At 69.9% G+C, this 26,431-nt stretch carries 25 protein-coding genes; 16 read left to right on the top strand and 9 right to left on the bottom strand.

All coding sequences use genetic code 11. From position 1 onward, the window contains the following. Positions 1-43 precede the first annotated feature (43 nt). The 3 genes from AC1VNM_RS06270 to AC1VNM_RS06260 all read left to right on the top strand — a co-directional run bounded on the left by AC1VNM_RS06270 (position 44) and on the right by AC1VNM_RS06260 (position 3,884). The gene (locus AC1VNM_RS06270; RefSeq protein ID WP_483106246.1) at positions 44-1,615 is read left to right on the top strand and encodes a cation:proton antiporter; all 1,572 of its coding nucleotides are present in this window, start codon (positions 44-46) and stop codon (positions 1,613-1,615) included. A 202-nt stretch (positions 1,616-1,817) separates the two neighbouring features. Further along, on the top strand, positions 1,818-3,167 hold the full coding sequence (gorA, locus tag AC1VNM_RS06265) for a glutathione-disulfide reductase (protein WP_483106245.1): 1,350 nt from the start codon (positions 1,818-1,820) through the stop codon (positions 3,165-3,167). Positions 3,168-3,329: 162 nt separating this feature from the next. Then, positions 3,330-3,884, top strand: a complete 555-nt coding sequence (locus AC1VNM_RS06260) for a tetratricopeptide repeat protein (protein ID WP_483106244.1) — start codon at positions 3,330-3,332, stop codon at positions 3,882-3,884. Positions 3,885-3,991: 107 nt separating this feature from the next. On the opposite strand, the gene AC1VNM_RS06255 is transcribed toward AC1VNM_RS06260, so the two are convergent. After that, complete coding sequence (locus AC1VNM_RS06255; protein ID WP_483106243.1) at positions 3,992-4,885, bottom strand: AraC family transcriptional regulator; 894 nt, start codon at positions 4,883-4,885, stop codon at positions 3,992-3,994. 102 nt (positions 4,886-4,987) lie between these two features. Here AC1VNM_RS06255 and AC1VNM_RS06250 point away from each other — a divergent pair, with 102 nt between their 5' ends. Continuing rightward, a complete protein-coding gene (locus tag AC1VNM_RS06250) occupies positions 4,988-5,731 on the top strand; it encodes an SDR family oxidoreductase (RefSeq protein ID WP_483106242.1) in 744 nt (247 codons plus the stop codon). An 11-nt stretch (positions 5,732-5,742) separates the two neighbouring features. On the opposite strand, the gene ppk2 is transcribed toward AC1VNM_RS06250, so the two are convergent. Beyond that, a complete protein-coding gene (gene ppk2, locus AC1VNM_RS06245; protein ID WP_431103370.1) occupies positions 5,743-6,666 on the bottom strand; it encodes a polyphosphate kinase 2 in 924 nt (307 codons plus the stop codon). A gap of 206 nt (positions 6,667-6,872) precedes the next feature. Here ppk2 and AC1VNM_RS06240 point away from each other — a divergent pair, with 206 nt between their 5' ends. The 3 genes from AC1VNM_RS06240 to AC1VNM_RS06230 are packed head-to-tail and all read left to right on the top strand — an operon-like array spanning position 6,873 to position 10,237. Continuing rightward, positions 6,873-7,343, top strand: a complete 471-nt coding sequence (locus AC1VNM_RS06240) for a (2Fe-2S)-binding protein (RefSeq protein WP_483106241.1) — start codon at positions 6,873-6,875, stop codon at positions 7,341-7,343. 3 nt (positions 7,344-7,346) lie between these two features. Next, complete coding sequence (locus AC1VNM_RS06235) at positions 7,347-9,518, top strand: xanthine dehydrogenase family protein molybdopterin-binding subunit (RefSeq protein ID WP_483106240.1); 2,172 nt, start codon at positions 7,347-7,349, stop codon at positions 9,516-9,518. After that, the gene (locus AC1VNM_RS06230) at positions 9,515-10,237 is read left to right on the top strand and encodes an Isoquinoline 1-oxidoreductase subunit (protein WP_483106239.1); all 723 of its coding nucleotides are present in this window, start codon (positions 9,515-9,517) and stop codon (positions 10,235-10,237) included. Before AC1VNM_RS06235 ends, AC1VNM_RS06230 begins: the two co-directional genes overlap by 4 nt. Here AC1VNM_RS06230 and AC1VNM_RS06225 read toward each other — a convergent pair. Continuing rightward, positions 10,177-10,995 (bottom strand): LuxR C-terminal-related transcriptional regulator, encoded by an 819-nt coding sequence (locus tag AC1VNM_RS06225; RefSeq protein ID WP_483106238.1) that lies wholly within the window; start codon positions 10,993-10,995, stop codon positions 10,177-10,179. The two genes, AC1VNM_RS06230 and AC1VNM_RS06225, sit on opposite strands and share 61 nt — an antisense overlap. A 142-nt stretch (positions 10,996-11,137) precedes the next feature. Here AC1VNM_RS06225 and AC1VNM_RS06220 point away from each other — a divergent pair, with 142 nt between their 5' ends. The 5 genes from AC1VNM_RS06220 to AC1VNM_RS06200 all read left to right on the top strand — a co-directional run bounded on the left by AC1VNM_RS06220 (position 11,138) and on the right by AC1VNM_RS06200 (position 16,291). Continuing rightward, on the top strand, positions 11,138-12,874 hold the full coding sequence (locus AC1VNM_RS06220) for an FAD-dependent oxidoreductase (protein WP_483106237.1): 1,737 nt from the start codon (positions 11,138-11,140) through the stop codon (positions 12,872-12,874). Then, positions 12,871-13,173: an antibiotic biosynthesis monooxygenase family protein gene (locus tag AC1VNM_RS06215; protein ID WP_483106236.1), complete on the top strand. Its 303-nt coding sequence runs from the start codon at positions 12,871-12,873 to the stop codon at positions 13,171-13,173. The genes AC1VNM_RS06220 and AC1VNM_RS06215 overlap by 4 nt, the downstream gene beginning before the upstream one ends. A gap of 144 nt (positions 13,174-13,317) precedes the next feature. Continuing rightward, positions 13,318-13,824 (top strand): dihydrofolate reductase, encoded by a 507-nt coding sequence (locus AC1VNM_RS06210; RefSeq protein ID WP_483106235.1) that lies wholly within the window; start codon positions 13,318-13,320, stop codon positions 13,822-13,824. 87 nt (positions 13,825-13,911) lie between these two features. Next, entirely contained in the window at positions 13,912-14,490 is a 579-nt protein-coding gene (locus AC1VNM_RS06205) for a DUF4337 domain-containing protein (RefSeq protein WP_483106234.1), read from the top strand. Positions 14,491-14,632: 142 nt separating this feature from the next. Further along, on the top strand, positions 14,633-16,291 hold the full coding sequence (locus AC1VNM_RS06200) for a hypothetical protein (protein ID WP_483106233.1): 1,659 nt from the start codon (positions 14,633-14,635) through the stop codon (positions 16,289-16,291). Between the two features lie 17 nt (positions 16,292-16,308). Here the strand turns inward: AC1VNM_RS06200 and AC1VNM_RS06195 are convergent, their stop codons facing one another. Then, positions 16,309-16,926, bottom strand: a complete 618-nt coding sequence (locus AC1VNM_RS06195; RefSeq protein ID WP_483106232.1) for a 2-dehydro-3-deoxy-6-phosphogalactonate aldolase — start codon at positions 16,924-16,926, stop codon at positions 16,309-16,311. Continuing rightward, positions 16,923-17,822 (bottom strand): 2-dehydro-3-deoxygalactonokinase, encoded by a 900-nt coding sequence (locus AC1VNM_RS06190; RefSeq protein ID WP_483106231.1) that lies wholly within the window; start codon positions 17,820-17,822, stop codon positions 16,923-16,925. Before AC1VNM_RS06190 ends, AC1VNM_RS06195 begins: the two co-directional genes overlap by 4 nt. A gap of 126 nt (positions 17,823-17,948) precedes the next feature. Here AC1VNM_RS06190 and AC1VNM_RS06185 point away from each other — a divergent pair, with 126 nt between their 5' ends. Further along, entirely contained in the window at positions 17,949-19,652 is a 1,704-nt protein-coding gene (locus tag AC1VNM_RS06185; RefSeq protein ID WP_483106230.1) for an SMP-30/gluconolactonase/LRE family protein, read from the top strand. Positions 19,653-19,767: 115 nt separating this feature from the next. Here the strand turns inward: AC1VNM_RS06185 and AC1VNM_RS06180 are convergent, their stop codons facing one another. After that, positions 19,768-20,673: an SDR family NAD(P)-dependent oxidoreductase gene (locus AC1VNM_RS06180; RefSeq protein WP_483106229.1), complete on the bottom strand. Its 906-nt coding sequence runs from the start codon at positions 20,671-20,673 to the stop codon at positions 19,768-19,770. A 276-nt stretch (positions 20,674-20,949) separates the two neighbouring features. Here AC1VNM_RS06180 and xth point away from each other — a divergent pair, with 276 nt between their 5' ends. Beyond that, positions 20,950-21,714: an exodeoxyribonuclease III gene (gene xth / locus AC1VNM_RS06175; protein WP_483106228.1), complete on the top strand. Its 765-nt coding sequence runs from the start codon at positions 20,950-20,952 to the stop codon at positions 21,712-21,714. A 28-nt stretch (positions 21,715-21,742) separates the two neighbouring features. Here the strand turns inward: xth and AC1VNM_RS06170 are convergent, their stop codons facing one another. Next, complete coding sequence (locus tag AC1VNM_RS06170; RefSeq protein ID WP_377155302.1) at positions 21,743-22,234, bottom strand: MarR family winged helix-turn-helix transcriptional regulator; 492 nt, start codon at positions 22,232-22,234, stop codon at positions 21,743-21,745. Between the two features lie 108 nt (positions 22,235-22,342). On the opposite strand from AC1VNM_RS06170, the gene AC1VNM_RS06165 reads away from it, so the two are divergent. Next, positions 22,343-22,921 carry a PaaI family thioesterase gene (locus AC1VNM_RS06165; RefSeq protein ID WP_483106227.1) on the top strand — a complete coding sequence of 193 codons (579 nt, stop codon included), beginning with the start codon at positions 22,343-22,345 and terminating at the stop codon, positions 22,919-22,921. 166 nt (positions 22,922-23,087) lie between these two features. On the opposite strand, the gene AC1VNM_RS06160 is transcribed toward AC1VNM_RS06165, so the two are convergent. Both AC1VNM_RS06160 and edd read right to left on the bottom strand, forming a co-directional pair. Then, complete coding sequence (locus AC1VNM_RS06160) at positions 23,088-23,723, bottom strand: bifunctional 4-hydroxy-2-oxoglutarate aldolase/2-dehydro-3-deoxy-phosphogluconate aldolase (protein WP_377155304.1); 636 nt, start codon at positions 23,721-23,723, stop codon at positions 23,088-23,090. Positions 23,724-23,767: 44 nt separating this feature from the next. Next, positions 23,768-25,588, bottom strand: a complete 1,821-nt coding sequence (gene edd / locus AC1VNM_RS06155) for a phosphogluconate dehydratase (protein WP_483106226.1) — start codon at positions 25,586-25,588, stop codon at positions 23,768-23,770. Positions 25,589-25,771: 183 nt separating this feature from the next. Here edd and AC1VNM_RS06150 point away from each other — a divergent pair, with 183 nt between their 5' ends. Then, positions 25,772-26,395, top strand: a complete 624-nt coding sequence (locus AC1VNM_RS06150; RefSeq protein WP_377155306.1) for a gamma-glutamylcyclotransferase — start codon at positions 25,772-25,774, stop codon at positions 26,393-26,395. Positions 26,396-26,431: the final 36 nt, after the last annotated feature.

Below are 26,431 nucleotides of genomic sequence, written 5' to 3'. Positions count from 1 at the left end.
AACCGGGGGCGCGAAAGCCCTTTCGCACTGACATACTCGGCCCGTGCACGACCTAGAGCAGATCATCGTCCTCTTCGTCGCAGCGGTGCTTCTGGCCGCTGCCGCAAGAAGGATGGGCGCCCCCTACCCCGTCTTCCTGGCGGTAGGCGGCGCGGTGCTCGCATTGCTACCCGGCGCGCCTCATCTCACCTTGCCACCCGACCTGGTGCTTGCCCTCTTCGTGGCACCGATCCTGGTCGACGCGGGATACGACGCGTCACTGCGCGACCTGAAGGACAACTGGCTTCCGCTGGCAAGCCTGGTGATCGTCGCGGTCAGCCTGACCACCGCGGCGGTCGCGCTGGTCGCTCACACCTTGGTGCCGACCCTGCCCTGGGCCGCCGCCATCGCGCTCGGGGCCATCGTGGCTCCGCCAGATGCCGTGGCCGCGACCGCCGTCCTTCGCCCGCTGCATCCGCCGCAACGCATCCTCGGCATCCTGGAGGGCGAGAGCTTGCTGAACGACGCCAGCGCGCTCCTGATCTACCGCTTGGCCGTTGGCGCCGTCGCGGCAGGAAGTTTCTCCCTGCAAGCCATTGCGCCGGCCTTCGTCCTCAGCGTGGTCGGCAGCCTCGTCGCCGGGCCCGCGCTGGGCTTGCTGACGCAGCGGCTGCTCGAACGCGTCCAGCACATCCCGACGGCGATCATCATGCAGTTCGTCGGCGCCGTGGGGGTCTGGCAACTGGCCGAGCACCTTGGCCTGTCGGGCGTGCTCACCACGGTGTGCTTCGCCATGACATTGGCTCGCATCGCACCTGCCCGCATCGAGGCGCGCGTCCGCGTCCCCACCAACGCCGTGTGGGCGACGGTCGTCTTCGCGCTCAACATCTTTGCGTTCATCTTCATCGGCCTGCAGTTGCGCCCGATCCTCCTCGACCTGCCCGAGGCCACGCGAGACCACTATCTGACCGTTGCGGCCGCCGTGCTGCTGACCGTCATCGTGGTGCGGATTGGCTGGCACATGGCGTTCAACGCGATGCTCGGCGCGTTCGGCAAGAGACATCGCGTCAAGGTGGCGCGGCTGATGCTGAAGCCGACCGTCGGCAGCGGTCTCGTCATCTCGTGGGCCGGCATGCGAGGCATCGTCACGCTTGCCGCAGCCCTGGCGCTTCCAGCACAGTTCCCCGGGCGAGACCTCATCGTGCTCACCGCATTCCTGGTCGTCCTGGGCACCCTGCTCATCCAGGGCCTGACGCTCAAGCCGCTTCTTCGCTTGCTCAACCTGCGGGACGGCGACCCGGTGGGCGAAGAGGAAACGGCGGCGCGGCAGCGAATGCTCGACGCCGCCTTTGCCCGGCTGCCGAAAGACTCGACACCCGTGCACGACCTGGTGCGCAAGAACCTGAAGATGCACCTGGGCCGGCCACTTCACGACACCGGCAGCGCCTTCGCGTCGTTCGGCGCCGAGTACGACGACGCCTATGAAGGGGCGCTCGACGCCGCTCGGCAGACGCTCCTGACCATGCGCGACGCGGCGGAGATCGGCGACGACGCCTTCCATACCCTGGAGAACGAACTGGACTGGCTGGAGGCGTCAGACCCACTGCGCGCAGCCAACGCGGACTCGACGGAGTAGCTGCCAAGCTGCACCAGTTGGCCAGCGCCTCAATGTCGCGCCAGCCATCGACCGGTGTCTGCCAAACATTCGCGCTGCAGCACGCGATTGTTCCGACCCGCACAATGACCTGTTCCCCCGCCCACCGTTGATGGGCAGAGCGCGCGTCGTTACGCTGTCGTATCGATAGGAGCGCCCGGATCGACCTCCGGGCCGTTGACGTATGCAGCAGTTCGACTTTGATCTCTTCGTGATCGGCGCAGGTTCCGGCGGCGCACGCGCGGCTCGGGTCGCCGCAAAGCACGACGCGCGCGTGGGCATCGCCGAGGGTGCCAATTTCGGCGGCACCTGCGTCAACCGCGGCTGCGTCCCCAAGAAGCTGATGGTCTACGCGAGCCGTTTCCCCGATGCGTTCAAGGCCGGAAAGGCCTTCGGATGGGACGCGCCGGAGGCCCGCTTCGACTGGCACGCGTTGATGAACAACAAGGACACCGAAATCGACCGCCTGGAGAGCGTCTACGAGCGCAACCTCCACGGGGTAGGCGTGCAGACCTTCCCCGAACATGCCACGCTGCTGGGCGCCCACACCGTGCGGCTGCGCAGCAGCGGCAAGGTCGTGACGGCCGAGCGGATCCTGATCGCCACCGGCGCTGCCCCTGACCGCCCCAGCTTCCCCGGCGTCGAACTGGCGATCACGTCGGACGAGCTCTTCCATCTGAGCGAGCAGCCGCGGCGCCTCCTGATCGTCGGAGGCGGCTACATCGCCGTCGAGTTCGCCAGCGTCTTCGCCGGTCTGGGCAGCCAGGTGACCCAGCTCGTGCGGGGCCCGGCGCTGCTTCGCGGCTTCGACGGCGAGATCGCCGAGACACTGCGCGAGCATCTGTCCATGCGCGGCGTCGACCTGGTCTTCGATGACCGCATCGAAGTGCTGCGGCGGGAAGGCGCGGCCCTGCGCGTCGCCACGACCGGCGGCCGCGTGTTCGAGGTGGATGCCGTCCTGCTCAGCACCGGCCGCCGCCCGAACATCGAAGGCCTGGGGCTCGAGGCGGCCGGCGTCGAGGTCAACGACAAAGGCGCCATCGTGGTCGGCCCCGGCGGCAGCACGACCGTCGCATCGATCTTCGCCATCGGTGACGTCACCGATCGTCTGAACCTGACGCCGGTGGCCATCCGCGAGGGTCAGGCGTTTGCGGACCGCCACTACGGCGGCATCGAGGGGCCGGAGATCGACTACGCGCTGGTCCCGACCGCGGTCTTCACCACGCCCGAGATCGGCGTGGTGGGCCTGACCGAGGTGCAGGCGCGAGAACGCTTTCCCGGCCTGCGCGTGCTGAAGACCCGGTTCCGCTCGATGGCGCAGGCCTTCGCCGGCTCGCGGGATCAGGTCTTCTTCAAGGTGCTCGTCGATGACGCGACCGACCGCGTGGTGGGCGTGCACCTGCTCGGCGACGGGGTCGCGGAGATGATCCAGTTCATCGCCGTCGCCTTGAAGGCGAACGCGACCTGGCAGGACTTCCGCAGCACGGTCGCCCTGCATCCGACCATCGCCGAAGAACTCGTCACGCTCAAGTGAGATCGGCGAGGCGGATCGCCCCCGCCTCGCGCCTCGCCTTCTCGCCTCGCGCGGACCATGCACGGGGCCCTTCCGCTTGTCCTACACGCACTCGCACCGCTCTCCGGCAGAGGCAAGTCCCGACCCCCGGCACCATTCACGGCAACTCACCAGAGCACTGCCATGACCACCAACCCGCCGATCTCCGCCGCCGACATCCTCCTGGCCCACATCACGTCCGCGCGCCCCGCCGTGCGCGTCGAAGACGTCGAGCTGCACAGCTCGGCGCGCCGCCTGAGCAACGCCGCGCTGGATGCGCTGGTCGAGCTCGCGGCGCTGACCGAGACGACCGACGAAGCCGCCGCCGAGGCGGGCTATCGCCAAGCCATCGCCAACGATCCCTGCCACATCGAGGCCTTCGCGCAACTGACCTCGCTGCTCAGCCGCCAGGGCCGTCATGACGACGCGCTGGAGCTGATCGACCAGGCCGTCGGCTGGTGCAGCGACATCGCGTCGCTGTACTTCTTCGCCGGCAAGGTCCAGGAGAGCGCCGGCCGCCTGACGCAGGCCATCGCGGCCTTCGAGCAGGCGCTGGACCTGAACCCGGCGCTGGCTGAAGCGCATTACCGCCTGGGCTCGCTGTGCGAGCAGCTCGGCGAGCCGCGCGCCTCCGCCGCCCACTTCCGCGTCTATCGCCGCCTCGTGGACGAGAACCAGTCCAACCTGCGTCTGAGCTGAGGGCCCTCGCGCCGCTTCAGCGGCGACGCGCCCCCTCTGCCGCCACTGCTGGACTCGACGTGTCTGCTGGCGCGAACCGCGCTCACACACGCTGTGTTCCGCGCGGCTCAGCCGCGCGCATGACGACTCGGCGCCATACCCACGTGCCGGCTGAACGCCGTGCTGAAGGTGCTCGTCGAGCCGTAACCGACGCGCTCCGCCACTTCCGAGACCGGCACCTTGCCCGCCCGCAGCAGTTCCTTGGCGATCTCCATGCGCCAGGCCAGCAAGTATTCCATCGGCGCGACGCCGACCGTGCGCGTGAAGCGCTCGTAGAACGCGGACCGCGACAGCGCCGCGAGCTTCGCCAGTTGCGCCACCGTCCACGGGCGCTCGACCCAGGCGTGCATCTGCTGCAGCGCCTTCGCGAGCCGCTCATCGGCGAGCCCGCGCAGCAGGCCCGCCGGGGCGTCCGCGGTGGAACTCGCCCGCATCGCCTCGACCAGCATGGCTTCGACCAGGCGCGACATCATGAATTCGCCGCCGGGCTTGGGCGCCATCGCCTCCTCGCTGACCAGTTGCACGAGCAGCGCCAGCCGCGATGAGCCTCGCACGTGCACCACGCGCGGCAGCAACGCCACCAGCAGGCCCGGATCGGCACAGTCGAATGCGAACGCGCCGCCGAGCGCGCGCATGTCCGCCGGACCGCGGCGCTCGCCGTAGCGCAACTCGCCGCGCGTCTTCGCGGCTTCCCGCGGATCCATCGGCATCACCGGCACCGCGTCCACGCTCGAGAGCGTGAAGGCCGGTGTCGTCGGCAGCAGGACGAAGTCGCCGGCCTGCAGCGTCACCACGTCATGGCCGTCGACCGCCAGCCGGCTGTGCCCTTCCAGCACGATGCAGAAGCTCGGCTGGCCGTACTCGGCGTACCGCACCGCCCAGCCGCCCTTGCCGCTGATCAGGTTGGCCATGACCGCGCGCGGGCGCAGCAGGCGCACGACATCGGAAAGCGGATCGCTCATGTCCGGACGTTGGCCAAAGAAATGCGGACGATACGCCCTCGTTCGTCCGGCGCGGGATCTCTATCGTGGCTCCCTGTTCCCACCCACCCATGGAGATTCCCGATGAAGACCGTCCTGATCACCGGCTGCTCGTCCGGCTACGGCCTCGCCACCGCCCGCCACTTCCACGCCCAGGGCTGGCAGGTCATCGCCACCATGCGCACCCCGCGCGACATCGATATCCCGCCCTCCTCCCGCTTCCGGGTCGTGGCGCTGGACGTCACCCGGCCTGAGAGCATCGCCCGCGCGCTCGAGGACATCGGGACCATCGATGTGCTGGTGAACAACGCCGGCATCGGCCTGTTCGGCGCCTTCGAAGCGACGCCGATGACCACCGTGCGCGACGTCTTCGAGACCAACACCTTCGGGACCCTGGCGATGTGCCAGGCGGTGATCCCCCGCCTGCGCGAGCAGCGCTCGGGCACCATCGTCAACGTGACGTCCAGCGCGACGCTGGCGCCCTTCCCGCTCGTGGCGGCCTACACGGCCAGCAAGACGGCGATCGAGGGGTTCAGCGCCTCGCTGGCGTTGGAGCTGCGCGACTTCGACGTGCGCGTGCGCCTCGTCGAACCCGGCTACGGCCCGGGCACGAACTTCTCGGCGAACGCCGGCGAGCGCATCCAGGGCCTGATCACGCCGCCCTACGCGGCCTACGCGCAGCGCATCTTTGCGGAGTTCGTCGGCGCCTCGCTCACGACGACGCCGGAGGACGTCGCCGAGGCCGTCTGGCTGGCCGCCAACGACACGACGGACCGCCTGCATCGCGCCGCCGGGCCGGATGCGGTGGCGCTCGCCGAGCGCCGTTGATCGATGCCTGCTCAGTACTTCGCCGGCACGAACATCGACTCCGGCACCGGATGCCGCATGTAGTCGTCGTGCCGCTCGCGATCCGGCAGGCGGATCTCGGTGCGTTCGACCTCGTGGTACGGGAACTGGTCCAGCAGATGCTGGATGCAGTTCAGCCGCGCGCGCTTCTTGTCGTCGGCCGCCACCACCCACCACGGCGCCTCGGGGATGTGCGTGCGGTCGAGCATCACTTCCTTGGCGCGCGTGTAGTCCTCCCAGCGGCGGCGCGACTCGAGGTCCATGGGCGACAGCTTCCACTGCTTGAGCGGATCGTGGATGCGGCCCAGGAAGCGCAGGTGCTGCTCCTCGTCGCTGATGGAGAACCAGTACTTGATCAGCGTGATGCCGGAGCGCACCAGCATGCGCTCGAACTCGGGCACCGAGCGGAAGAACTCCTCGACGTCGTCCTCGCCGCAGAAGCCCATCACCCGCTCGACGCCGGCGCGGTTGTACCAGCTGCGGTCGAAGAGCACGATCTCGCCGGCGGCCGGCAGATGCGGCACGTAGCGCTGGAAGTACCACTGCGTGCGCTCGCGGTCGTTGGGCGCGGGCAGCGCCACCACGCGGCACACCCGCGGGTTGAGCCGCTGCGTGATGCGCTTGATCGCCCCGCCCTTGCCGGCGGCGTCGCGGCCCTCGAAGAGGATCACGACCTTCTGCCGCGTGTGGTGCACCCAGTCCTGCAGCTTCACCAGCTCGCGCTGCAGGCGGAACAGGTGCTTGAAGTAGGCGATGCGCTCGCCGTGCGCGCTGTCGGAATCGCTCTCGTCCAGCGCGCGCAGCGCCTCGTCGACGTGGCGGTCCTCGATCTCCAGCTCCAGTTCCTCGTCGTAGCCGTCCTGCAGGTCGCGGCGGATGCGTTCGACGAGATCGTCGCGGTCGGATGCTGAGCTCATGGTCGGCGGGGACAAAATGGTGGAAGCCTCGATCATCCGCCAGCGCGGTGACGGCGGCGTGACGATGCCCCGGCCGACCGATCCGTCCTCATCCCGAGGGATGAGGCGCGTCTCCCCGCCCCGAACGAGCCGGCATGCATCCCCCGTGCTGACGACACCGCCCCGCCATGGCCGGACAGTGGGTCTTCCACAGGAGGATCCCGCTCATGGCCTACCAGCTCAAGATCAACGGCAAGCTGCGGAGCGTCGATGTCGACGGCGACACCCCGCTGCTCTGGGTGCTGCGCGACGTCGTCGGCCTGACCGGCACCAAGTTCGGGTGCGGCATGGCGATGTGCGGCGCCTGCACCGTGCACCTCGACGGCAATCCCGTCCGCTCCTGCTCCTTCCCCGTCGAGGGCGTCGGCAAGCAGGCCATCACCACGATCGAGGCCATCGGCCAGACCCCCGTCGGCAAGCGCATCCAGGCCGTCTGGGTCGACAAGGACGTGCCGCAGTGCGGCTATTGCCAATCGGGCCAGATCATGTCGGCCTGCGCGCTGCTCAAGCAGAACCCGCGCCCCACCGAGGCCGACGTCGACGCCGCGATGTCGGGCAACCTGTGCCGCTGCGGCACCTACCCGCGCATCAAGTCCGCCATCCTGATGGCGGCCGCCGGCGCACCGGCCAAGGGGTGAGCCATGGAACGCCGTGATTTCCTCAAGATCGGCGCCGGCACGGGCGGCGCCTTCGTCGCCTCGTTCTGCCTGCCCCTTCGCGCAGACGCCGCCAGTGCCGCAAAGGCCGCCAAGGGCGCGACCGCGGCCTCCGCGGCTGCCTCCTTCGAACCCAGCGTCTACATCCGCATCACGCCGTCCGGCAAGGTCACCTATGTGATCCCCTTCGTCGAGATGGGCCAGGGCTCCTTCACCGCCATCCCGATGATGCTGGCCGAGGAGATGGACGTCCCGCTCTCGACCGTCACCATCGAGCAGGCCCCGGCCGACGAGAAGCGCTACGCCAACCCGGTCTTCGGCATGCAGATCACGGGCGGGTCGGCCTCGATGATCGCCGCGTGGAAGGCGGTGCGAACCGCCGGCGCGACCTGCCGCGCGATGCTGGTCAACGCCGCCGCCGACACCTGGCAATGCACGGCGCAGGAATGCGTCACGCGGGACGGCAAGGTCGTGCAGGCGGCCACCGGCAAACAGCTGGCGTACGGCGCGCTCGTGACCAAGGCCGCCGGGATGCCCGTGCCCAAGGACGTGCCGCCGAAGGACCCGAAGGCCTACCAGCTCGTCGGCACGCCGGCCAAGCGGCTGGACACGAGGAGCAAGACCAACGGCAGCGCCCAGTTCGGCATCGACACGCGCCTGCCCGGCATGAAGGTCGCCGCGATCACGCACTGCCCGGTGGTCGGCGGCAAGGTGCGCCGCGTCGACGACAGCAAGGCGCTCGCCGTGCGCGGCGTGCGTCGGGTGCTGGTCGCGGACGACATCGTCGGCGTGGTCGCGGACCACTACGGCGCCGCGCGCAAGGGCCTCGCCGCGCTGGTCATCGATTGGGACGAGGGGCCGAATGCGGGTTTCTCCACCACGGCCTGGAAGACCTCGGTGCGCGACGCGCTCAAGCGCAAGGGCATCGTGTCCAAGCAGGAGGGCGACTTCGCCGCGGCCAAGGCCGCGCCGGGCACCCGGCTCGTCGAGGTCGAGTACGACGCGCCGACGATGGTCCACGCGCCGCTGGAGCCGATGAACTGCACCCTGCACTTCCACGACGGCGCCTGCGACGTATGGCTCGGCACGCAGGCGCCGGTGAAGGCGCAGCAGGCGATCGCCGCCGTCAGCAGCGTGCCGGTCGAGAAGATCCAGGTCCACAACTTCCTGATCGGCGGCGGCTTCGGACGCCGGCTCGACGCCGAGTACGTCGGCCAGGCCGCGAAGCTCGCCCGGCAGGTCGACTTCCCGCTCAAGGTGATCTACAGCCGCGAGGAGGACATCCGCCATGGCAGCTTCCGCCCGCTCTACTGCGACGAGATGGCCGCGACGCTCGACAGCGCCGGCAAGATCACGGCGATCTCGCACCGCCTGTCCGGCTCGTCGATCGTGGCTCGCTACGCGCCGCAATGGCTGCAGCCCGGCGTCGCCGATCCCGACGCCGTCGAGGCCGCCGAGACGCCTTATTCGATCCCCGCGAAGATCGTCGAGTACGTCCCGGTCGAGCCGCCGTCCGGCTACATGACCGCGTTCTGGCGCGGCGTCGGCCCCAACCACAACGCCTGGGCCGTCGAGGGCTTCATGGACGAGCTCGCCGTCACGGCCAAGGCCGATCCGGTGGCCTTCCGCCTCGCGCACCTGAACGACAACCCGCGACTGAAGGCGGTGCTGGAGACCGCCGCCGCGAAGTCCGGCTGGGGCACGCCGCTGCCGGCGCGTACCGGCCGGGGCGTGGCGGTGCTCAACGCCTGGGGCAGCCACATCGCGATGGTGATGGAGCTCAGCGTCACGCCCGATGGCGCGGTGATGCTGCGCCGCCTGACCACGGCGCTGGACTGCGGCATCGCCGTCAACCCGGACAGCGTCGTCGCGCAGATGGAAGGCGGTCACATCTTCGGCCTGACGGCGGTGATGCTGGGCAAGCTCACCATCGACAAGGGCCGCGTGGAGCAGAGCAACTTCCACGACTTCCCGCTGATGCGCATCGACCAGACGCCGCGGATCGACGTGCACCTGGTCCGCAGCGGCGCGGAGCCCGGCGGCGTCGGCGAGATCGGCACCGCAATCATCGCGCCGGCCTACATCAACGCGCTGTATGCCGCGACCGGCAAGCGCTTCCGCAGCTATCCCGTCGCCGTCGAGGAGCTGAAGGCATGAACCATCCGATCTCCCCCTCCACCGGTCGTCCGGGCTCGGCGATCATCCCGACGACCACCTCGGCGACCACCTTGGCGACCATCGCAACGGCGACGCGCGGCGCGCTGGTGGGGCTGGCCGCGTCCGCCGGACTCGCCGCCACCGCGCACGCCCAGGACGCCCGCCCCGCCGCCGCGTCGGCCGCGGTCGCCCCGCTGCGCACGGTGCAGAGCTTCGACGCGATCGCCGATCCGAAGGAGCGCTCGCGGGCGATCTTCGTCGAGGCCGGCCGCGTCATCCAGAGCCCGCGCTGCGTGAACTGCCACCCTTCCGGCGACCGGCCGCTGCAGGGTCAGGGCGTGCAGACGCGGTTGCATATCCCCAACGTCACGCGTGGTGCGGACGGCAAGGGCGTGCCGGCGCTGCGCTGCTCGAGCTGCCACCAGGCGAAGAACAACGACGCGTCCGGCGTGCCCGGTCATGCGATGTGGCACGTCGCGCCGCGCGAGATGGCCTGGCAGAACCTGTCGCTGGGCGAGATCTGCGAGCAGATCAAGGATCCCGCGCGCAACGGCAAGCGCACGCTGGCGCAGATCCACGAGCACATGGCGCACGACACGCTGGTGGGCTGGGCGTGGATGCCCGGCGCGCAGCGCGAGCCGGCGCCGGGGACGCAGGCTCAGTTCGGGGAACTGGTCGACGCCTGGATCAAGACCGGCGCCTTCTGCCCGGCGAAGTGACCGGCGCGCGCGGCCTCCGCGAAGGCGGTCCGCGCCGTCTGGGCCGCCGTCTGAGCCGCCGCAGTCCGGGCCGTCGGGTCCGCCTGTGCCAGGAGCGCCGACTCCTGCGGCGGTCGGGCCGTCAGCCCGCTGCGGGCGGCGATCGCGACGGCCTCGGTGCGCGCGCCCGCGCCGACCTTGCTGAGGATCGCGCGCACATGCGTCTTGACGGTGGCGCCGGTGATGCCCAGCCGCTGCGAGATGTCCTTGTTCGACGCGCCGGTGGACATCGCGACCAGCACGTCCATCTCGCGCTTGGTGAGCCGGTCCTGGGTCAGGCTGCGCGCGAGCTTGGGCGCCAGTTCGACGGACACGAACTGCACGCCGAGCATCACCGCGTCGACCGCCTCGACCAGTTGCTCGGGGCGGCATCGCTGCAGCAGGTAGCCGTGCACGCCGGCCTCCATCGCGGCACGGACGTCCCACTCGCGGTCCATCGCGGTCAGGACGAGGATGCGGGGACATCGGCCGCCGGGATGGCCGCCGGGCCGCCGCGCCGCCTGACGCGCGGTCAGGGCCAGCGCCAGCGCGCTGGTGTAGTCGGCGATGAGGACGTCGCATCGTTCGGGCGACTCGCCCGACACGATCCGCACCGCGTGCGCCAGACTGCAGATCGAGGCCGCCAGGTCGGCGCGGCGGCTCAGCACCGCCGCGCATCCCGCGCAGGTCAGGGCTTCCTCGTGGACGATCTGGACGAAGGTCGGTCCAAGATGGGACATGGTCGCGCACCTCGTTGTGCTGGGCGGGTGACCCCCGGTGCTCGAAGGCCACTCCGCGAGACTCCCCCACTGTGGGGGCCACTGTAGACCCGCGATCAGCGGTACCGCAACCATCCCGAACACCCGACGCAGGGGACACGCCATGAACGCAGAGGCCTCGCACCACTCGCTGGAAACCCGCCGCCATCAGATGTATCCGCGGCTGAGTGCCTGCGACATGGCGCGCATGCAACGCTTCGGCACGCCGCAGACCTTCCAGCCCGGCCAGACGCTGCTCAGCGCGGGCAGGCCCGGCCCGGGGCTCTACCTGATCCTCGCCGGCACGGTGGACGTGTGTCATCGCGACGGCATGGGCAACACCACGCCGCTGGTGCAGCACACGCGGGGCAACTTCTCGGGCGAGCTGGCGGCGATGTCGGGCAAGCCGTCGCTGGTCGATGCGATCGCGGTGGACACGGTCGAGACGCTGCTGCTGCCGCCGAGCCAGCTGCGCGCGCTGATCATCGCGGAGGCCGACCTCGGCGAGCGCCTGGTGCGGGCGATGATCCTGCGCCGCGTGGGCCTGATCGAATCGGGGGCGAGCGGGCCGGTGCTGATCGGCCGCCCCAATTCGGCCGCGCTGCTGCGGCTGCAGAGCTTCCTGCACAGCAACGGCGAGCCGTATCGCGTGGTCGACGTCGCGCAGGACGCGGCGGCGGCCGCCTTGATCGAGGAATACGGCGCCGCGCCGGGCGACGTGGTCGCCGTCTGCCCGGACGGCGCGGTGCTGGTGAATCCGCCCGAGGCGACGCTGGCGCGCTGCATCGGCATGGTGGACACGACGCCGCGCGAGGAGCTCTTCGACGTCGCCATCGCCGGCGCCGGTCCCGCGGGTCTGGCGACGGCGGTGTACGCCGCGTCGGAGGGGCTGCGCGTGGTCGTGCTCGACCGCCGCGCCTATGGCGGCCAGGCGGGCAACAGCGCGCGGATCGAGAACTACCTCGGCTTCCCGACCGGCATCTCCGGCGGCGCGCTGACCGGTCGCGCCTGCGTGCAGGCCGAGAAGTTCGGCGCCGAGCTGCTGATTCCCACCGAGGTCGAATCGCTGGACTGCGCCCGCGAAGGGCCGGAAGGTGAGCTCCTGATCGCCTTGACCGACGGCCGCAAGCTGCGCGCGCGCACGGCGGTCATCGCCAGCGGTGCGCGCTACCGCCGGTTGGCGGTGCCGCGCCTGAACGACTTCGAAGGTCGCGGCATCTGGTACTGGGCTTCGGCGCTGGAGGCGCCGCTGTGCGTGGGCAGCGAGGTGGTGCTGGTCGGCGGCGGCAACTCGGCGGGACAGGCGGCGGTCTTCCTGTCCGAACACGCCTCGCGCGTGCACGTGCTGGTGCGGGGGCCAGGTCTTGCCGACAGCATGTCGCGCTACCTGATCGACCGCATCGAGGCGACGTCCAACATCGCGCTGCGCCCCTACACGGAGATCACCGAGCTGCACGGCGATCCGCTGCGCGGGCTGGAGGCGGTGACCTGGCGCTGCGCCCGCACGGGCACCGAGTCGCGCCAGGACACGCGCAACGTCTTCCTGTTCGTCGGCGCCGAGCCCGAGACGGATTGGCTGACGGGCTGCCCGGTGTTGTCCGACGCCAAGGGCTTCGTGCTGACCGGGGCGGACGTGCGACGTGCGCAGCGGCGGGCGGACCCGACCCTGGCCGCAGACCTGGAGTGGCAGATCGAGAGCGGCCCGGCGGCGCTGGAATCGAGCGTGCCGGGCGTGTTCGCGGTGGGCGACGTGCGCTCCGGCTCGGTGAAGCGGGTCGGCGGCGCGATCGGCGAAGGGGCGGCGGTGGTCGCACAGATTCATCAATGTCTGGCGAGAATGCGACCCCGGAGGTCCCCATGATCCTTGAAGTCGCCCCGCTCCCCGTCCGCGCCGGCCACGAGGCCGCGTTCGAAGCCGCGTTCCTGCAGGCGCAGGCCATCATCTCCGCCATGCCCGGCTACCTGGGGCACGAGCTCCAGCGCTGCGTGGAGCGGCCGGGCGAGTACCTCCTGCTCGTCCGCTGGCGCACGCTCGAGGACCACGAGGTCGGCTTCCGCAAGTCGCCGCAGTACCAGGACTGGCGCGCGCTGCTGCACCACTTCTACGACCCGTTCCCGGTGGTGTCGCACTACGAGTCGGTGGCCGGCGCGGCGGGATGAGCGGCGCTGGGCCGTCTTCCCCCGCCGCGCACTCGCACGCGTGCTCGCGCATCCGCACTCAGTTGTTGCCAGACTTCACCAGCGCGGCCCCGCGCAGTCCGTAAACTCCCGTCCCTGCCCCGTCCGCGCTCCGCCTGAAGCCCCATGCCCCACCTGACCCTCATCGCCGCCCTCGACCGCATGCGCGGCATCGGCCGCGACAACGAACTGCTGGTCCGCCTGCCCGAGGACATGGCGCGCTTCAAGGCGCTCACGATCGGGCACACGGTCATCATGGGACGCAAGACCTGGGACTCGATCCCCGCGAAGTTCCGGCCGCTCGTGCAGCGCCGCAACCTCGTGCTGTCGCGGCAGCCGGGGCTCGTGCTCGACGGCGCGGAGGTCTTCGAGACCTTGGATGCGGCGCTCGCCGCCTGCGCGGCCGACGAAGCCGTGTTCGTCATGGGCGGTGCCCAGGTCTACGAACTCACCCTGCCCCGCGCCGACGCCCTGGAACTCACCGAGATCGACGCAGCCTTCCAGGCCGACGCGTTCTTCCCCGCCGTCGACCCGCAGGTCTTCGCCGAGCTGCGCAGAGAGCGCCACCACAGCCCCGCCGATCGCGGCCACGACTGGCACTACGACTTCGTGCGCTACGAACGCCGGCGCTGACGCCTGCGCCCCGACGCCTGCCTGGGCCGTCCTGGCGCCTCGGCCGTCCACCCCGCCTTCCTCATCGACTTCCACATTCCGAGCCCCATGTCCGGCAACCATTTCCACGTCCACGGTCCGCACGACCACGAACTCGAACACGCCGCGCAGCACGAGCCCCACGGGCTCGCCGGCCAGTTGGCGGTGATCACCGCCGTCCTCGCCACGCTGGGCGCGTGCTTCTCGTACATGGGCGGCGCCACGCAGGCCAACGCCGGCCTGTTCAAGAACAACGCCGCGATCACCAAGACCGAGGCCGCCAACCGCTGGAACTACTTCCAGGCCAAGAGCAGCAAGCAGAACCTGGCCGAGTTCGCGCTCGACCTGACCCCCGGCGAGGAGCAGCGGGCCAAGTACCGCGAGAAGATCGCCCGCTACGAAACCGAGAAGAACGACATCAAGGCGCAGGCCGAGAAGCTCGAGGCCGAGTCCGCCGCGTGGGACCACAAGAGCGACGAGCAGTTGCACCTCCACCATCGCTGGGCGCAGGCGACGACGGCCTTGCAGGTCGCCATCGCGCTGGCCGCGATCGCGCTCCTGACCAAGCGCCGCTGGATGGAGTTCGCCACGCTGGGCGCCGGCGCGATCGGCATCGGCCTGGGCATCGCCGCGTGGCTGCACGTCTGATCGCAGGTCGCACCACACGGGCGATCGCGACCCCCACCGCCGGGGGAGATCACTCAAGTTCCTGAGCGCCCGGCCGATAGCGAAGGGATCACCGCCACGCCATCAGAGCACCGCGGGATTGCCGCCAGGGAGGCGCTTCGCAATGACCCTCATCACCTCGACCGGCGCGAGCGTGCTCGACCGCATCGCCGCGAGCCGCACGGCGTCGACGTACCGCCCCGCGGGCGTGTCGGCGCAGGCGGCCAGCGCCGCCGCCAGGACCGCGGCTTCCGCGTCCTCGGCGTCTGCCGCCTCGTCCGCCCCCACGCGCCTGACGCTCGACGCAGCGGCCGCCGGCGACCTCGTCTACGCGAAGCCGAAGACGCCTGGGTTCGGCCCCCAGCGCTTCTGGGCCCATGCGCGCGACGACAACCTCAGCGAACTCATGACCCGCAACAGCGGCAAGGACGCCGTCACCTTGTCCGACCGCTGGCGCGGGCTCGGCAGCGGATTGCTGAAGCAGTTGGCGGACACCGGCACGGCGTACAAGCAGACGCTCGCCGACTACGTGCCGCCCGCCGACGGCGTCAGCGCGATGGACGGCGCCAGCGGCAGCGAAGCCGCCGCAGCGGCCGCGGCGCTCCAGGAGCAGGCCATCGGTGGCGTCAGCACGAACGCCGCCGAGGTGAACCTCAAGATCCAGACGCGCTCCGGCCACACCATCGAGCTCACGATCGGCGTCAACAGCGGCGACCAGGGCGGCACGCGCGGCCTGCAGGTCGAGGTCAAGAGCTCGGGCGCGCTCAGCAGCGCGGAGCGCAAGGCGCTCGCCGAGCTGGGTGACGGACTCGACCGCGCCCTCGAAGGCCTGGGCGAAGGCGCACCCACGCTGGACCTGTCCGAACTGATGGCCTTCGACCGCGGCGGCGTGCTGTCCGGGCTCGATCTGAAGGTCGAGAACCCGAACGCGCCGGCCGATGTGCCCGGCGTGATGCGGACGTTCTCGCTGCATCTGGGCACGGACACGAAGTCGGTGTCGATGCGCACCACCAGCGGCGAAATGAACCTGGAGGTCGACGCCACGCCGCCCAAGGGCGGCGTCAACAACGGGCAGCGCTGGTCCGCCATCGATCAGTTGCTGAAGCAGATCAATGCGGCCGCCGACCGCGGCCACGCCGACGCCGCCATGACGAAGTCGTTCAAGGACGCGTTCCAGCAACTGCAGGCGCCGCCGGTCGATGGCGAGGTGTCGAGCGCCGTGCCCGTCGGCGCGAACGACGCCGCGAAGCCCACCGCCATCGCCGTCAACACGACGGCAGCGAAAGCCGCCGAGGCGGACGACGCCGCCGCGGCCCCGCCGCCGATGAGTGACGGGCTGCGATCGCAGGTGCAGTCGCTGCAGAGCGGCCTGGCGGACTTCAAGGCGGACTTCAGCGCCGACTCGCAGCGCACCAGCCGCATCGGCAGCATCAAGGAAGCCGGCCACGCCGACTACCGGATCGGCCAGACCACCACCGAGCGTCCGAACGCGGTGACCGGCGGGCGCGCGATCACGCAGACGCAGACCGAGGAGATGGACGCCCACTTCGAGAAGTCGCGCACCTTCACGCTCGACCGTGACAACGGCAACTACGACGCCTCCACGGTCAAGGACAGCAAGACTGTCACGACGCTGATCGACACGGTGAAGGACTCGCTCTCGCGGGCCCTGCGCAAGACCGACGAGCAGCGGCTCAAGACCTTCACGCAGGTCGAGAACTTCAAGGCGACGGCGCACAACGAGTGGCCCTCGCAGCGCAGCGTCACGGAACGTCTGCGCTGAGCCGGATCTCCTCGGCGTCAGCCGGACGCCGCCCGAAACCCGGCGGCGTCCCAGGCGACCCGCATCGCACGGGCGCGCTGACGCAGTTCCGCGGCGGAGATCCCCGGCGTGTACAGCGACGACCCCAGTCCTGCACCGCTGGCCCCGGCTTCCCGGAAGCTGCCCAGATTGTCCCGACCGATGCCGCCCACGCCGAACATCGGCGTCCCGTCCGGAAACACCGCGCGCCACGCCCGGATCGCCGCCGGTCCCAGGGTATCGGCCGGGAAGAGCTTGAGCGCATCCGCCCCCGCCGCCAGCGCGGCGAAGCCCTCGGTGGGCGTGGCCACGCCCGGCATCGATCGCAGGCCCAGCGCCTTGCTGCGGCGGACCACGCCCGGATTCACATTGGGCGACAGCACCAGTCGTCCGCCGGCCTGCTGGACCCGGGCCACGTCGTCGACATCGAGCACCGTGCCCGCACCGATCTCCGCCTCCGGCCCGAAGCGCCGGGCCAGCAGTTCGATGCTCTCCAGCGGACGAGGCGAATTCAGCGGGACCTCGATGATCCGGATGCCGTGCTCCAGCAGGATCTCGCCGACCGCCAGCACGTCGTCGGGGAGCACGCCCCGCAGGATCGCGATCAGGCCGTTCATGCGGCGTCCTCCACCAGCCCGGCCAGCACCGCGATGCGCCACTGGCCGCGTGCCGTGGCGTCGGCCGGCGCCGGTGCCGCCACCGTGCCGGCGCGGCGCAATACCCGCTCATAACGCGCGCACAGGTCGGGCTCGCCCAGCAGCTTGATGCCGCCTTGTGGCCAGTAGGCCAGCGCGCTGCCGACCTCCGCGCCGATCAGCAGGCCCGACAGGAAGTCCGGCAGGCCCTCGGGCGGCACACGGCCCAACAGGCTGGCCGCGCGGGCGGAAAACAGCGCCACGGACAGGCGGTCGTACTGCGCCAGCCCCAGCGCCGCGCCTTCGTCGAAGCAGTCGAGCCGCTCCCCGTCGAAGCGCATCAGCTTGGCCAGCATGCCGTGCCGGGTCAGCAGCGCGTACAGCTCGCCGGTCAGGCTCGTCTCGAAGCTGGTGACCCGGCCCCAACCATCGAGCCTGGCCCACTTGCTGTGCGTGCCCGGCAGCAGGCAGCACGCGGGATCGCCCGGCTCCAGGCCCCAGAGCTGGGTCTCCTCGCCCCGCATCACGTCCTCCTGCCCCGACGGGGACTGGCACCGCAACCCGGGCACGATGTGCAGCACCGCCCCGTCCGACAGCGTCACCTTCACCAGCGCGCCCGCGGCATCCAGTGCCGTCGCGGGGCACTTCAGGTAAGGCGCCTCCACCCATCCTTCACGGGCGCCGATCATGCCGTTGGCGATGAGCGGTACCCGGCTCCCCCGGAGCCAACCGCCACACAACGCCCGCAGGGCCGATTCGAACGAGCGTTCCCGCAGGTTCAGCAAGCCTTGGGCGCTGGAGCGGATCTCCACCACCTTCCCTTGCCGGTCGAACAGGCGCGCCCGCAGATTGGAAGAACCCCAGTCCAAGGTGATCAAGGCCGTTGATTCCATGTCGCCCCCTGAAGTTTCATTAATTGGAACTATAGCCAGCTTCGGGGCGACCGAAAGACGAAATGCCTACAATCGCGCGATTCAAAAGTTCCGGGGAGCGGAAGACAGGACATGTCAACGGGAGATCGATCCGCCAACGGTCAACAGGGTCTCGGGGTCCTGGAAAAGGCGATGGGCCTGCTCAACATCGTGTCCGCCAAGCGGGCGCCGATGACCTTCACCGACCTGTTGCGCGCCTCGTCGCTGCCCAAGGCCACGCTGCACCGGATCCTGGGCACGCTGGTGCGGGAAGGCCTGCTGCGCCACGACCCCTACAACAGGAGCTTCCAGCTCGGGTTCCGGCTGCTCGAACTGGCCCACGAGGTCTGGAGCGATTTCGACCTGCGGCTGGCCGCCCAGGACGCGCTGGTGCGGCTGCGCGACAAGCTGGGCGAATCGGTGCAGCTCTCCGTGCTGAACGGCCAGCAGGTCGTCGTGGTGGCCAGCGAGCAGGCGGGCCGCGACGTCGCGCCCGTGTCCAGCGTCGGCGTGCGGCTGCCGGTCCACGCCACCGCGGCGGGCAAGGCCATCGCCGCCAACCTCGACCCGCTGCGGCTGCGCCACCTGCTGGAGAACCTGGACTTCCACGCATTCACGACGAACACGCTGCGCGACGCGGCCGGCCTCCAGGGCGACCTGGCGCTGGCGCGGGCGCGGGGGTATGCCGTGGATGAAGGCGAGTTCGACGAGACCAGCGTCTCCGTCGCCGCGCCGATCTTCGACTACGAGGGGCGCCCGATCGGCGCCCTGTCCGTGACCGGACCGGCATCCCGCCTGGGCGGCGCCCGCGCCCACAGCCTGAGCGCGGCGCTGATCGCCACCGCGCGGGGCATCTCCCACGCCGCCGCCGGCGACGCCACGACGATCGCGATGTCCGGCAGGCCCGCGCCCGCCGCGCCGCCGGTCGACGTGCGCTGCATCAACGAGACGCGGGCGCTGCTCGGCGAAGGACCGATGTGGTCGCCGCGGGACAACGCGCTGTACTGGGTCGACATCCTCACGCCGTCGGTGCACACCCACCGCGCGTCCGGCGGCGTCAATACCGAGATCAAGCTGGGCACCATGGCCAGCGTCGTCATCCCCAAGGCCACCGGCGGCCTGCTGGTGGCGACGCCGGGCGGACTGATGACGCTGGATCCGGACACCAAACGCATGAGCCTGCTGAGCCATCCCGAGGCCGACCGCCCCGGCAACCGCTACAACGACGGCAAATGCGACCGTCGCGGCAGGCTCTGGGTCGCCTCGATGGACATGGGCACGGCGGCCAATCGCGGCAGCCTGTTCCGCGTCGACGCGGACGGCTCATGGAAGCGGATGGACACCGGCTTTACCGTGCCCAACGGCCTGGGATGGAGCCCGGACGACCGCAAGATGTACTTCACCGACACCTATCGCCGGACGATCTACCAGTACGACTTCGACCTGCTGTCCGGCACGATCGCCAATCGCCGCGAACTCATCGTCTTCGGTGCCGACGACGGCCGGCCGGACGGCCTCACGGTCGACGACGCCGGCTGCCTCTGGGTGGCACTGTGGGACGCGTGGCACATCGCGCGCTTCTCCCCGGACGGCCGCGAGATGCATCGCATCCGCATGCCCGTGCCCCGCCCCACCAGCTGCTGCTTCGGCGGCGCCAGCCTGGAGACGCTGTATGTCACCAGCGCTTCCGTGCGCCTGAGCGAGGAGGCGCTGGCCAACGCGCCCTTGTCGGGCTCGCTGTTCGCGCTGGAGATTCCCGACGTGCGGGGACTGCCCGAAGCCACGTTCGCGGGCTGACGGACTTGCGGCTCCCCGAGGGCTGACCAAGACGCAGGACTCGCGGTCGGCGACCTGCGGATCCACGCCCTGGATCACGGGGAGGAAACCGAAGGTCCGGCGCACGCCCTGGCGTTCAAGCCTCGCCATGGGGGCTCTCCTGGGTGGCCTCGGGGTGGTCGACGATGTCGAGGCAATCAGCGCGTTCGGCGCGTTCGACGGGCTCGGGGCGTTCTGGGGGCGGCTCGATCGGCGATCGCCCCCACCAGCCGCGGATGCGGGTGGACAGCAGCGCGCTCGCGGCCATCGAGGTCAGCCCACCGTCCACCACCAGGTCGGTGCCGGTGATGAAGGACGCTTCATCGGACGCCAGGAACAGGACCGCGGAGGCGACGTCCGCGGGCGTGCCGATGCGCCCCGCCGGATAGCACTCGCGATTGAGCCGCATGTCGCGTTCGGTGGCGCCGCGCAAGGTCCGCTCGGTGGCGATCAAGGCCGGCGACACCGCGTTGCAGCGGATGCCGCGGGGGCCATACTCGACCGCGATCTGCTTGGTCAGCGCGTGCACGCCGCCCTTGGCCGCGGTGTAGGCCGCCAGGCCCGGATTGGCCACGATCTGGTGGATGGACGCCAGGTTGACGATGGCGCCGCCGCCGCTGGCCAGCATCGCAGGAATGGCGCCGCGACAGAAGCGGAACGTGGCGCCCAGCGCGGAGTCCAGCGTGGCGGCCCAGTCCTCGTCGCTGCAGTCGACGACGCTGCGCTCGCGGTACGACACCGCGTTGTTCACCAGCAGATGCAGCCCGCCGAAGCAGTCGCGCGCATGACGCAGCGCCTCGTCCACCGTGCGTTGCGCCTGCGCGTCGCGGCACAGCAGATGCACGGCGCTGGTATCCAGACCCCGCAGCGCATCACGGGCAGCGACTTCATCCCATTCCACCGCCACCACGCGGGCGCCTTCGCGCACGAAGCGCCGCAGCACGGCCCGTCCGATGCCGTGTCCGACGCCGGTGACGATCGCGACCTTGCCTTCAAGCCTCATGATTTGACCGCTCCGCGCCGTGACTCTGCCTTATAGGTTCCATTTAATGGAACTCTATCGACGGCGCGATTCTGCCATTCGCACAAGTTTGAAGATTCAGGGGTTAACCCTTCACCCTCCCGCCGCCGACTGCCGGCCCCAAGACAAGCGACAGGCGTGTTGCCCGTCTGGCCGGTCGGGCCCGTGTTGGCGATGGAGGTGCGATCAAGGGGTGACAATCAGGCCCATTCCTCTCGCCTGAACTCCGACGCGCGGCCCACCGCGCTCCGCCCGCCCATGAAATTCGCCACCTGGAACGTCAACTCCCTGGCCGTGCGCCTGCCGCAACTGCTCGACTGGCTGGCCGCCAATCCCGTGGACGCGCTCGTGCTGCAGGAGACCAAGCTCACCGACGACAAGTTCCCGACGATGGAGATCGGCGACGCCGGCTACCAGGTCCAGTGGTTCGGTCAGAAGACCTACAACGGCGTGGCCCTGCTGAGCCGGACGCCGGCCCAGGACGTGGTCAAGAACATCACCGGCTATGCCGACGAGCAGGCGCGGCTGATCGCGGGAACGGTGGGCGATGTGCGCGTGATCGGCGCCTACTTCCCGAACGGCCAGGCGCTGGACAGCGGCAAGTTCGTCTACAAGATGGCCTGGCTGGACGGCCTGCGCGCCTGGCTCGCCACCGAGATGCAGCAGCACGAGAAGCTGGTGCTGATGGGCGACTTCAACATCGCCCCCGAGGACCGCGACTGCTATGACCCGGCCGCCTTCGTCGGCCAGACGCACACCTCGCCGCAGGAGCGCGCGCACTTCCAGGCGCTGATCGACATGGGGCTCACCGACGCCTACCGGATGTTCGAGCAGCCGCCCAAGAGCTACAGCTGGTGGGACTACCGGATGCTGGGCTTCCAGAAGAACAAGGGCCTGCGCATCGACCACATCCTGGTGAGCGCGGCGCTGAAGTCCAGGGTCACCGCCTGCACGATCGACCGGCAGATGCGCAAGCTGCCCAAGCCGAGCGACCACGCGCCGGTGATCGTCACGATCGACTGAGCCCCCTGCCGGAGCGCTCCCCGCCAGGTCAGTCCGGTGCGAGCTCGCCGCGCATCAACGCGGCGCATTCGTCGAGCAACGCATGCAGGCGCTGCACGCGTTCGTCGCCGAGGCGCTCGTTCAGCGAGAGCTGCGCGCGCTTCCACGTCGCCTTCATCTGTCTGCGCCGCGCGTGGCCCTCTTCCGTCGCCTGCAGCTGTCGGCTGCGCGCGTCCGCGCCGGGCAGTGTCTCCACCAGGCCCAAGGCCTGGAGCGGCTGCACGTTGCGAGACAGCGTCGAGAGATCGATGTCCATGCGCCGCGCGAGCTCGCTGGGCTGGATCGGCCCCAACACCACGATGTGCGACAGCAGCGCGTACTGCGTCGTGGTCAGGCCGGACTCGGCGAACTGCGCCTCGCAGTGGTTGGACACCAGCCGCGTCACCTGACGCAGCTTGAAGTTGGTACAGCCCTTGGGCGAGATCGGCTCCGCCTGCGTCTGCGAAGGCGTTGTCTTCGAGGGAGAGACGGAAGCGCTCATTGGAGTGATCTCTCAAGGTGTCGCCGGGAGGCTTGACAGCGGAAGATTGTAGCTGCAACCATTGCAGCCACAAGCTTTCACCCAGCCCCACCGCCACAGGACTCCATCATGAGCGCAGCACTGACACCCTCGCCCACCGCCTCATCCGTCGTGTCCCACGACGAAGCGCTGGCCCAATGGCAGGCGGAAGAGAAGGAGGTTCGCGCCCGGCTCCGCCCTGAACACGGCGTGGCCACGATGGCCGAGATTGCCGGCATGAACGGTCTGGAGCAGATGCTGGCGATGCTCGACGGCAAGCTCCCGCCGCCGCCGATCGCGCAGACGCTGGACTTCACGCTGCTGCGTGCGAGCAAGGGCGAGGTGATCTTCCAGGGCACGCCGAAGTTCCGGCACTACAACCCGATGGGCACGGTGCACGGCGGCTGGTACGCGACGCTGCTCGATTCGGCGCTGGGCTGCGCGGTGCACACGACGATGGATGTGGGTCGCGCCTACACGACGCTCGAACTGAAGATCAACCTTGTTCGCGCGCTCAACGAGAAGGTGCCGGTCGTGCGCGCCATCGGCCGCGTGCGTCACGTCGGCCGCCAGATGGCGACCGCCGAGGCCGATCTGATTGGCCACGACGGCAAGTTGTATGCACACGCCAGCACCACGTGCCTGGTATTCGACCCACCGAAACGCTAAGCCCGTTGCCGCTCACCCGCCCCACGGGGGCGGGCCGGGGTGGGGTGACTTCTGCCCCGCCCGCTTGGAGGGCGGGGATGGGGTGGGAGCGAAACGATAAAGAGGGCTTCCAGAGCTTCGTTCACCGGGTGAATGGAAGCTGCCAGAGCCTCCTTCACCGGGTAATTCAAGCGCGCAGCGCGCTGGCTTCCTTGGCCAGTTGCGTGATGCGGGCCCAATCGCCCGCCTTCACCGCATCCGCCGGCGTCAGCCACGAGCCGCCGCAGACCTTCACGTTCGGCAGCGCCAGGAAGTCCGGCGCCGTCTGCACCGTGATGCCGCCCGTCGGGCAGAACGCGACGTCCGGGAACGGGCCCGCCAAGGCCTTCAACAGGCTCGTGCCGCCGACGGCCGTGGCCGGGAACAGCTTCAGGAAGCGGAAGCCGGCATCGCTGGCCATCATCACCTCGCTGGCCGTCGACACGCCCGGCAGCAGCGGCAGGAAATGCGCCGAGCAGGCACCCGCCACATCCATCGTGAAGCCGGGACTGACGGCGAAGCTGGCGCCGGCCTTCTTCGCGGCGATGGCATCGGCCGAGGTGCGCAGCGTGCCGGCGCCGACGAGCGCTTCCGGCACCTCGCGCGCGATCGCGGCGATCGCCTCGAGCGCCACCGGCGTGCGCAGCGTCACCTCCAGCACCTTCACGCCGCCCGCCACCAGCGCGCGGGCCAGCGGCACCGCGTCCTCGACGCGGTCGATGACGATGACCGGAATGACCGGACCGTGTTCGGCCAGGCTCAGGGTGTCCTTGATGGCAGTCATGTGAGTGTCCTTTTAGTCGAAATCAGTGGGCGTTCAGCTCGGCCTCACAGCCAGCTGATCGCGCCCTCCTCCGCCGTCGTCACGTTGCGCCGCATGCCGGCGAAGAGCTCACGGCCCAGGCCGGCGCCGTTCTCGATCACCGCATCGGCGGTGATCTGCGCCAGCTCGCGGCGATCCCATTCGGCGGCCGGCACCAGCGCGCTCAGCACGCCGGTGTTGGCGCAGACGCGCACCAGATCACCGTCGCGCAGCTTGGCCAACGGACCGCCGGCCAGCGCCTCGGGGCTCACGTGGATGGCGGCCGGCACCTTGCCCGACGCGCCGCTCATGCGCCCGTCCGTCACCAGCGCCACCTTGAAGCCCTTGCCCTGCAGCACCGCCAGCGGCGGCGTCAGCTTGTGCAGCTCCGGCATGCCGTTGGCCTGAGGCCCCTGGAAGCGGACCACGACCACCACGTCGCGCTCCAGTTCGCCGGCCTTGAACGCGGCCTGCATCGCTTCCTGGCTGTCGAAGATGCGCGCCGGTGCCTCGACCGTGTGCCGGTCCTCCGGCACCGCGGACACCTTGATCACCGCGCGGCCCAGGTTGCCCGCCAGCAGCTTCAATCCGCCGGTCGGCGAGAACGGCGCGGCGGCCGTGCGCACGACGGTGTCGTCGCCGCTCTTGGCCGGCAGGTCGGTCCACGTGACCGAGCCGTCGTCCGCACGATGCGGCAGGCGTCCGAAGGCGCTCAGGTTCTGACCCGACACCGACGTCAGCACGTCGCCGTGCATCAGCCCGGCGCCGATCAGCTCCTTGATCACGAAGCCCGGACCGCCGGCGGCCTGGAACTGGTTCACGTCGGCGCTGCCGTTCGGGTACACGCGCGACAGCAGCGGCACGACGCCCGACAGCTCGGAGAAGTCGCTCCAGTCGATCAGGATCCCCGCGGAGCGCGCCACCGCGACCCAGTGGATCAGGTGGTTCGTCGAGCCGCCCGTGGCCAGCAGCGCGGCCATCGCATTGACGATGCTGCGCTCGTCGACCATGCGGCCGATCGGCGTGTAGTCGCGCTGCGGAATGATCTTCAACGCCTGACGCACCGCTTCGCGGGTCAGCGCCTCGCGCAGGCCGTCGTGCGGATGGACGAAGGCCGCGCCCGGCACGTGCAGGCCCATCGCCTCCAGCAGCATCTGGTTGCTGTTGGCCGTGCCGTAGAAGGTGCAGGTGCCCGCGCCGTGATAGGCCTGGGACTCGGCCTGCAGCAGCTCGTCGCGGCCCACCTTGCCTTGCGCGTAGAGCTCGCGCACCTTGGCCTTGTCGTTGTTGGACAGCCCCGAGCTCATCGGCCCCGCCGGCACGAACACGCAGGGCAGATGCCCGAAGTGCAGCGCGCCGATCAACAGACCGGGCACGATCTTGTCGCAGATGCCCAGCAGCAGCGCCGCGTCGAACACATCGTGCGACAGCGCCACCGCCGTGCCCATCGCGATCGTGTCGCGCGAGAACAGGCTGAGCTCCATGCCCGGCGTGCCCTGCGTGACGCCGTCGCACATCGCCGGCACGCCGCCGGCGACCTGCGCGGTCGCACCCAGGCGATGGACCTCGTCGCGGATGATGCCCGGGTAGGTCTCGTACGGCTGGTGCGCCGACAGCATGTCGTTGTAGGCCGTGACGATGCCGAGATGCGGCGCCTTCTCCGCCACGATGCGCAGCTTGTCGTTGGCCGGCATCGCGGCCACCGCATGCGCCACGTTCGCGCAGCCCAGGCGTTGCACGCCGCGCTGCCGACCCGCCATGCGCTCGATCAGGTCCAGATAGCGCTCGCGCGACGCGGCGCTGCGCGCCTTGATCCGCGCGGTGACATCCAGAATGGTCTTGTTCATGCCGACTGCCGATGTAACTCGGCCAGGGTTAGATTGGTAACCATATTACACGCCCCAGAGCGTGTGTGGCCCTCCCTGGCCGGTTTCCCGGGTACAAGGTGGTTACAGAAACAGGGCGCACGCCACACCTTCGCGGCAGGCCACGTACCCGACGCGGGCGGCCGGTATGGCAGCATTCGATTCATGATTCACGACCCCCTTGCGGAAGCCCGCCTGGAAGACCTGCCCGCCCACAGCCAGCAGTTGCTGGAAGTGGCGGAACGCACCTGGGACCGCGAGCACGGCCTGATGATGTTCGCTTATGGCTCCCTGATGTGGAACCCTGGTTTTGACCCTGCGCAGACGCTGGTGGCCAGGGTCCAGGGGTATCACCGCGCGCTGCGGTTGCGCTCGCTGGTGAACCGCGGCAGCACCGAGCAGCCCGGTCTGGTGATGACGCTGCTGTCGGGCGGCAGTTGCCGGGGCTTGATGTACCGCGTCGAACCCAAGGACAGCGAGGCGACGCTGCGTCGTCTGTGGCTGCGCGAGATGGTGGTCGGCACCTACGTGCCGCGTTGGCTGGACTGTCATTGCGCCGACGGTCTGGGCACACGCAAGGCGCTGGCCTTCACGCTGTCGCGACGCAGTCCGGGCTGGGTGGGCGATATCGCCGACGACCGGTTGCTGCACATCCTGCGCCACGCGCGCGGCCGTTACGGCACGACGCTCGATTACCTGCAGCGTGCCGTGACCTGCCTGCGGGAGCACGGCATCCGCGATCGCGCGTTGGAACGGCAGCTGGCGCTGGCCCGTTCGAACGGTCTCTGAGACCGATGGCGGGATGGCTTTGGAGCCGCCCGATCG

This window comes from Mitsuaria sp. MSU3D, from assembly GCF_056867975.1.
Note: the sequence above shows the minus strand (reverse complement) of the source record. Positions and strands in the feature narration are given on the sequence as shown.